This is a genomic window from Mycobacterium sp., assembly GCF_049585075.1.
GTDB lineage: Bacteria > Actinomycetota > Actinomycetes > Mycobacteriales > Mycobacteriaceae > Mycobacterium.
The window spans coordinates 1-7,014 of record NZ_JBAUZA010000554.1; the positions used below are offsets into that span (position 1 = coordinate 1).

Sequence of the window (7,014 nt, forward strand, 5' to 3'; positions counted from 1 at the left end):
CGAAACAGCCTGACTACCAATCAAACACCAATCTGGAGGTTTCGATGTCCTACGAGAGCACGGCCGAACCGATCAAGATCGGCTACCTGATGGACTTCCTTCTCGGCGACTATCCGAAGGAGATGTATGAAGATCTCACAATCCCGTTCGACATGGTGTTCCAAGACGCGTTCGACAAGGGGCTCATCGACCGTCGGGTCGAGATCGTGTACCGCGAGGTGGAGGGACTGCCCAAGGGCACGGTGAAAAACGTCATCGATGCGTACGAGGAACTAGTGGAGGAGGGCTGTCTTCTGGTATTCGGGCCGAATATCGGGGACAACATCGTTGCGGCCAAGGAGGCGATCGAGGAGCGCTTCCGGGTTCCGGCGATCAGCGTCACCGGCTCGGACCTCGCGCTCGGCGAGTGGATATTCGCATTTCCCATGGGCTCGCATTACGACGAACCCATCTTCTGGACTGACCTCCTAGTGAAACGCAATCTCAACGATGTGGGAATCCTGATGGAAGCCTCACTGGTCGGAGAGTCCTACGTCGCCAATTTCCAAAAGGCTTGCGCACGGCGTGGTATTCGGATCGTCGGTGTCGAGACGATTGCGCAGACTGCGCAAGACGTCAGTAGAGCTGTGCGGAACCTTCGCGAAGCAAACGCCCAAGCTCTAGTCCACGCAGGCTTCGGCTTCGGTCTGGTCTTCGTGAATCCTGCACTCGAGGAGCTCAATTGGGATCCTCCGCGATTCGCCGGTACCGCATTCGAGAACGCTTGGATCAACCCCGTCATGTGGCAGGCATTCATGGGCTGGACGGGCGTGGACCAATACGACGAGGGCAATCCAGTAGGACAGCAGTTCCTCGATGAGTTCGAGAAACTCCACGGGCGCCGGCCGGAGTACTGCGTCCCGGTGGTGAACCGCGATGTCGCCGTGACCGTTCTTCAGGCGATCCAGGATGCACAGCCGCTCAGTCCGCGCGGCGTGAAGGAAGCCCTCGAGCGGGTCAAGTCGGTTCCAGCGGCCTCGGGAGCTCCCGGTCCTCGGATCTCGTTCGGGAACTGGACTCGCCGCGCGTGGATGGGTTGCGGCTACCTTGTTGCTCGCGAACTGGAGCCCGATGGTGTCAATTCCCGCCTCGTGGATCGCTTCGGCGAGATCTGACGATGGCACCGACGCGCAGCGTCGTCATCACCGGCGCTTCGCGAGGGCTGGGTCTCGCATCTGCCAGGCGGCTCTACGACGAGGGCTGGACGGTGGTCGCCGCGATGCGCTCAGTCAGAACTGGTCTCGAAAATCTGCGGGCGGTAACCGGTGCCGAGGATAGCGACACTCGTCTAGTCGGAGTGCAACTAGATCTGACCGACCCCGCATCTGTTCAAGCGGCTGCTGAGTCGATTCTCGCAACGGTCGGAGCACCCTACGGATTGGTGCACAACGCGGGAATCTCGGCGGCCGGAATGGTCGAGGAAACCCCGCTCGAAGTGTGGGAGCGAATGTTCGCGACCAACATCTTCGGCCCGGTCGCGTTGACAAGGGTCCTCCTCCCATCGATGCGTGCCGCACGTCGGGGCCGAATCGTGTTGATCTCCAGCCAAGCGGGCGCACGTGGGATGCCGGCTACTGCAGCATATTCCGCGGTTAAAGGTGCTCTGGAACGGTGGGGTGAATCCATGGCAGGCGAGATCGCTTCATTCGGAATCGGGGTAACAATCTTGGTGCCGGGAACCTACGACACCGAGATCATCACCGATGCGGGCGCGACGGATGTGCGCGATCTGGCCGGTCCTTACGCCGCACACCACCGCACGATGGATAAACGTGGACGGATGGCGATCAAGCTTTCGGCCAAAAGCCCGCAGCGCTTTGCCGACCGCTTGAGTAGGGAACTCGACGGCAGCGCACCGTTCGTGCGACGAGCCGTCGGCCCCGATGCACGAATGGTCATGGTCATGACGCGATTACTGCCGTCGAAGGTTCTCCATCACGCCTTCCGAGTGTTGTTGGGGATTCCGAGGTTTGGCGCGATACAAGACGTGGCCATAACTGACAGACGTGCGATTACGGATAGAGGAGGCGCTACGAATGACCAATGAAACGCGCTTCGAGCACAGGATGCTCATCAATGGGAAACTGGTCGAAGGTCGAGGCGGTGCGTTCGCGAACATCAATCCGGCCACCGAGGAACTTCTCGGTGAGGTGTCGGATGCCTCTTGCGAGGACATGGCCCTGGGCGATCGATGCGGCGCGGGACGCCTTTGACAGCACGGACTGGTCGACGAACCGTGTTCTCCGTCAGCGCTGTCTGATTCAACTGCAGGACGCGCTCGAGCACGAACGGGGAGAGTTGCGCGAGGAGCTCATCCGCGAGGTGGGGTGCCCCCGGTCAATACGTGCGGCCCGCAACTCGATGCACCATTGGCGGATGCCTTGCGCTTTCCCGCGTCCCTGATCGACACATATCCGTGGGAGCTATCGCTCGGGGATGCCGTCATATCGGTGACCGGGGTCAACACCACGCGCCAAGTGTGGCGTGAAGCGGTGGGTGTTGTGGGAGCCATCGTGCCGTGGAACTTCCCGTTCGAGGTCACCATCCAGAAGTTGGGCCAGGCGCTCGCAACCGGCAACACAGTCGTCTTGAAGCCCGCGCCGGACACGCCCTTCAACGCAACACGATTGGGCCGGCTCATCGCTGAGCGCACCGATATTCCGGCGGGAGTGGTCAATGTCGTTACGGCGTCCGATCACCTTGTCGGCGAGCAACTGACGGTGTCACCGAAGGTCGACCTCATCTCGTTCACCGGTTCGACCGCTGTGGGTAAACGGATCATGGAGAAAGGCGCCGCCACGATGAAGCGCCTGTTCCTCGAACTCGGTGGAAAGTCAGCCACGATCGTGCTGGAGGACGCCGACCTCGACTTCGGATGCATGATGGGCATAGCTCCCTGTGTGCACGCTGGCCAAGGTTGCGCGAACCCCACCCGCCTGTTGTTGCCGCGGTCGCGCTACGACGAGGGTGTGGAGATTCTCAAGGGCATCTATCGGGGTGTTGCGCCGGGTGATCCACAGGACCCGGCCACGCTCTGCGGTCCGGTGATCTCGGACCGCCAACGCGGCCGTATTCGGGGTTACATCGACACGGGAGTCGCCGAAGGCGCAACTCTCGCGGTGGGTGGGTCCGAAGCACCCGACGGGTTGGACAAAGGCTTCTTCATCACGCCGACGTTATTCGTTGACGTGGACAACTCGATGACCATCGCGCAGGAGGAGATCTTCGGCCCGGTGCTGTGCGTGATCCCGTACGACGACGAGGCCGACGCGGTCCGAATCGCCAACGACAGCCCGTACGGCCTCGCGGGCAACGTGATGTCGGGATCGACGGAACATGCGTTGCAGATCGCCCGCCGACTGCGTGCCGGCTTCATCGGCATCAACGGCACGGCTGGTTACGGAGCCCACACACCCTTCGGCGGATACAAAGCGAGCGGCATTGGACGGCAAAACGGCACTGCGGGTTTCGATCAATACACCGAGATCAAGTCGGTTGCCTTCCCGGCCGGGCCAAGCTGATCGGCGTGCCAAACGCACACCACGGCCACGGATGTGATTCCGCCACAGCGAAATTCGTGGAAGCGATCCCGCCCGCCTGCACCACGGTGGCCGGTGATTGAGATGGAGGAACATATGACTGAGGACTTGACGGATGTCGACTTCTTTCGCGACGGTCGACTGACCAGGGATCCGTATCCGTTCTATGCAGCCCTGCGCGACAAGTGTCCGGTCGCAAGCGAGGCCCGCTACGGCGTCGCGATGGTCACAGGTTGGCAGGAAGCGGTCGATGTGTACAACGACGATTCAACTTTCTCGTTTTGCATCTCGGTGAGTGGCCCATTCCCAGGCTTCCCAGTGCCATTGGACGGCGATGACATCACCAACTTGATCGCGGAGCATCGCGACGTACTCCCGTTCAACGATCAACTGCCGACACTGGACCCGCCCACGCACACTGATCACCGCGCGCTTTTGATGCGCCTCATCACCCCGAAACGGCTGAAGGAGAACGAGGATGCGATGTGGCAGCTCGCTGACGACATCCTCGACGACTTCTTGAATGCCGGGAAGGGTGAGTTCACCTCAGTCATTACCTGATCGAGGTCGTCGAAGTTGCTGACGTCGGCCCGCCAGCCCCTGGCCACGCTCTCGCTGCCTAGCTGGTCCGCCAGTTCGCGGACCGCGTCGGCGTTGAGGTCAAGGAGCGCGACGCGCGCCCCTCGGGTACGCAGAGCTTTGGCCAGATCTGCGCCGAGGCCGCCGGCGGCGCCGGTGATTGCGACGGTGCGGTCTGCGAGGTCGTATTTCATCGAATGCCCTCCGGCCGTGGCGTTGGTGCACTTCTCCGGAGGCTGCGATTGACGCGCAACGCAGCAGGTCCCGTCGCTGTCATTGCCGTGTCACCTCCATTGGCGAGAAGTCCAGTAGAGGCTCCGTGCCTCCACGCGACAACCGCGCGTGCCGTCAGGCGGACCGGCGATCGCATTGGCTGGTGGGCTCCGCGTTCAGGCGGCTGGAGACGACGGTCGCGTTCGTCGAACGCTCATCGGATCAGCGCAGCGGCGATACGTTGGCGTAGTGACAACAGACGCTAAGTTCCTGGGTCTGGTCGATGGTTTGCATGGCCAGGCGCGCCAGGAAGGCATGCGAATTCATGGCAGACAGGGGGACTCCTGCCGATATCCTCGTCGGGCACTCGTTTGGCGGCGCGGCCGTTTTGGCAGCAGCGCGGAGCTCGCCGCGGGTGCGGGCGGTTGTCACGGTCGCAGCGCCGGTGGAGCCCAGTCACGTCGAGGCCCATTACGACGCGGTGGTCGACCGCGTGATATCGGATGGCTCTGCGCAATGGATGGTTGGCGGGCGCACGCTCACACTGAAGCGCGCCTTTGTCGAGGATGTGCGCGCCGCCCATCTGCACGACAAGATCAAGGGCTTGGGGATGCCGCTCCTCATTCTGCATTCGCCGACCGACAACACAGTGGGCCTCGAAAACGCCAGTGAAATCTTCGGTTTGGCCCGCCATCCGCGTAGCTTTGTCTCTCTCGAGGGTTCGGACCATCTGCTCACGGTCCGTGGCCAAGCTCATCGCGCGGGCCGGATCATCGGTGCTTGGGCTGACGCTTACCTCGACGAGCCGCTGGGATGCAAGTAGATCTCGTGGTCATCGACGCCAGAGCACTGAACCTGTGGCCGGCACACGATCCGATCACACCGCTCCCGTCGCCCCGCATTAAGGTTTCGTGCCGCGACGAGGACGGTGTTGATGCCATCAACACCTCGGCGTATCCGCAGGTCGTTTCGCGTACTTTTGCGTCGTTTCACGTGGCCAAATCTAGTGTTTTACCAGCTCAGCGTGATTTTTGGGGCGGGTTCGATTCCCGGCAGCTCCACAGAAGAACATGCAGCTTATCTGCTGTAACAGCCCGACCGGATGAGTCCCCGTGGCCGCTCGGGCAGTCAGGGGCACAGGGCTGATCGCAGGTGAATCGGCGGTATATTTGCCCTCAGTGAAGGACAAAATCGACAACCGTCGCCCGCGAACCTCAAATGAGGACAGCGATCAGGGCCGCACGTGGCAGGAACGAGCAATTGAGCGTCGCCTCGGCGATGCGCGGGCTTTGGCGGTTGCTCGTAGCACGCGGTTTATGGCGACGGCGCTCGAGCTGGTCCAAGAATCCGGGCAAGCGAGTTTCACGTTACAGACACTGGCCGATCGTGCGAACCTCAGTGTAAGGACGTTCTATCAGCACTTCGCCGGCAAAGACGAACTTCTGTTGGCCTTATACGAAGACCTCACTGCTCAATTCACCGAAGCGATGAGGGAGAAAGTCGAGGCAGCGGAAGGCCCGATGGGGCAGCTGGAGGCATGGTGCAGGGGAGTGCTGTCTCGTCCCGGCTCATCGCAAGAAGTCGGCGGTCGCCTGGTTCTCATTTACAACTTGAGCCTCGAACTGGATAATCCGGAAGCGTTTGCGAAAGTTTGGGAACCGCACCGCAAGTTATTGACAGAGATTTTGACTGCATGTTCGCAAGCCGGCCTCATTCGAAACGACCTCACGGTGAAGCAACTGACGTCACTTCTGGGCTCCACCCTCACTTCTCTTGGCCAGTACAACGCGTTGCACGGTGGGATGGATGAGACTGGCCTGACCGAAGAGGTTGTCTGGTCCTGGTGTCGCCGAGCGGTCCTCCCCGCGGCGGTACCGTGTGCGGATGACTCTGCCGCGGGCAAACAGTCGACAACAAATTAGGCGCACTACTGGGTCATCGGTACGCGGCTATTCCCGCCCCGCTCACCAAAACGTTACCGGCACAGCTTCATTAGGCTCATATGGCCGACAGTCGCTTTGCGGCGAGATCACGAAGCTTGTCGGACTTGATCTTGTTGCTGCCTGTCAGGGCAATCTCTGCTTCGCAGAAAAAGAGTACGTGGCGCGGCACCTTGTAGCTTGCCAGCTGTTCTCGCAAGTATTTGCGGATCTCGTCGGCTTCGACGCTGGCTCCGTCGTGCGGCACGACGCACGCGACAACGATCTCGCCGAGATTGTCATGCGGCAGGCCAACAGTTTTGGTCAGCTTCACCGCGGGATGCTTCGCCAGCGCATCGTCGACTTCCAGCGGTGAGACATTCGCGCCGCCCGTCTTGATGATTTCGGTGAGCCGGCCTTCCCAGAACAGACGGTCGGCGTCGTCGAGGTATCCGCCGTCACCGGTGTGGAAGAACCCTTCCGCGTCTAGCGTCTCGTCCAGCGGTGTACCCAGGTAGCCCAGCATGAGTGTGGGTCCCTTAACGCAGATCTCACCGCTTTCGCCTCGCGAAATCACTCGGTCGGTAGCAGGATCCACGATCTTGACCGTCACGCCCGGCAACGGCACGCCCCAGCTATCGGCGTGGGCCTCAGGCGATGCGTCGACGTCAAATGCCGTTGAAAATGTGAATGTTTCGGTATTGCCGTAGGCGTGATATGGAAAG

The 7,014-nt window shown here is 61.2% G+C and carries 4 protein-coding genes and 4 pseudogenes; 6 read left to right on the forward strand and 2 right to left on the reverse strand.

Going from position 1 to position 7,014, the window contains the following annotated elements; translation table 11 throughout:
• The first annotated feature begins 44 nt into the window (after nucleotides 1-44).
• The 4 genes and pseudogenes from WB785_RS25230 to WB785_RS25245 form a co-directional block, all read left to right on the forward strand.
• Nucleotides 45-1,154 (forward strand): ABC transporter substrate-binding protein, encoded by a 1,110-nt coding sequence (locus tag WB785_RS25230; protein WP_424082915.1) that lies wholly within the window; start codon nucleotides 45-47, stop codon nucleotides 1,152-1,154.
• A gap of 2 nt (nucleotides 1,155-1,156) precedes the next feature.
• Nucleotides 1,157-2,086 (forward strand): SDR family oxidoreductase, encoded by a 930-nt coding sequence (locus WB785_RS25235; protein WP_424082910.1) that lies wholly within the window; start codon nucleotides 1,157-1,159, stop codon nucleotides 2,084-2,086.
• Between the two features lie 19 nt (nucleotides 2,087-2,105).
• Nucleotides 2,106-3,560 (forward strand): annotated as a pseudogene (locus WB785_RS25240) (aldehyde dehydrogenase family protein).
• 114 nt (nucleotides 3,561-3,674) lie between these two features.
• A pseudogene (locus tag WB785_RS25245) lies at nucleotides 3,675-4,121 on the forward strand (cytochrome P450); the annotation flags it as partial.
• Between the two features lie 41 nt (nucleotides 4,122-4,162).
• Here the strand turns inward: WB785_RS25245 and WB785_RS25250 are convergent.
• A pseudogene (locus tag WB785_RS25250) lies at nucleotides 4,163-4,351 on the reverse strand (SDR family NAD(P)-dependent oxidoreductase); the annotation flags it as partial.
• A 332-nt stretch (nucleotides 4,352-4,683) separates the two neighbouring features.
• Between WB785_RS25250 and WB785_RS25255 the strand changes: the two are divergent.
• Both WB785_RS25255 and WB785_RS25260 read left to right on the forward strand, forming a co-directional pair.
• Nucleotides 4,684-5,193 (forward strand): annotated as a pseudogene (locus WB785_RS25255) (alpha/beta hydrolase family protein); the annotation flags it as partial.
• A gap of 367 nt (nucleotides 5,194-5,560) precedes the next feature.
• Nucleotides 5,561-6,292 carry a TetR/AcrR family transcriptional regulator gene (locus WB785_RS25260; protein WP_424082917.1) on the forward strand — a complete coding sequence of 244 codons (732 nt, stop codon included), beginning with the start codon at nucleotides 5,561-5,563 and terminating at the stop codon, nucleotides 6,290-6,292.
• Between the two features lie 76 nt (nucleotides 6,293-6,368).
• Here WB785_RS25260 and WB785_RS25265 read toward each other — a convergent pair.
• The coding region (locus WB785_RS25265) for a class I adenylate-forming enzyme family protein (RefSeq protein ID WP_424082913.1) at nucleotides 6,369-7,014 on the reverse strand (646 nt) is incomplete at its 5' end.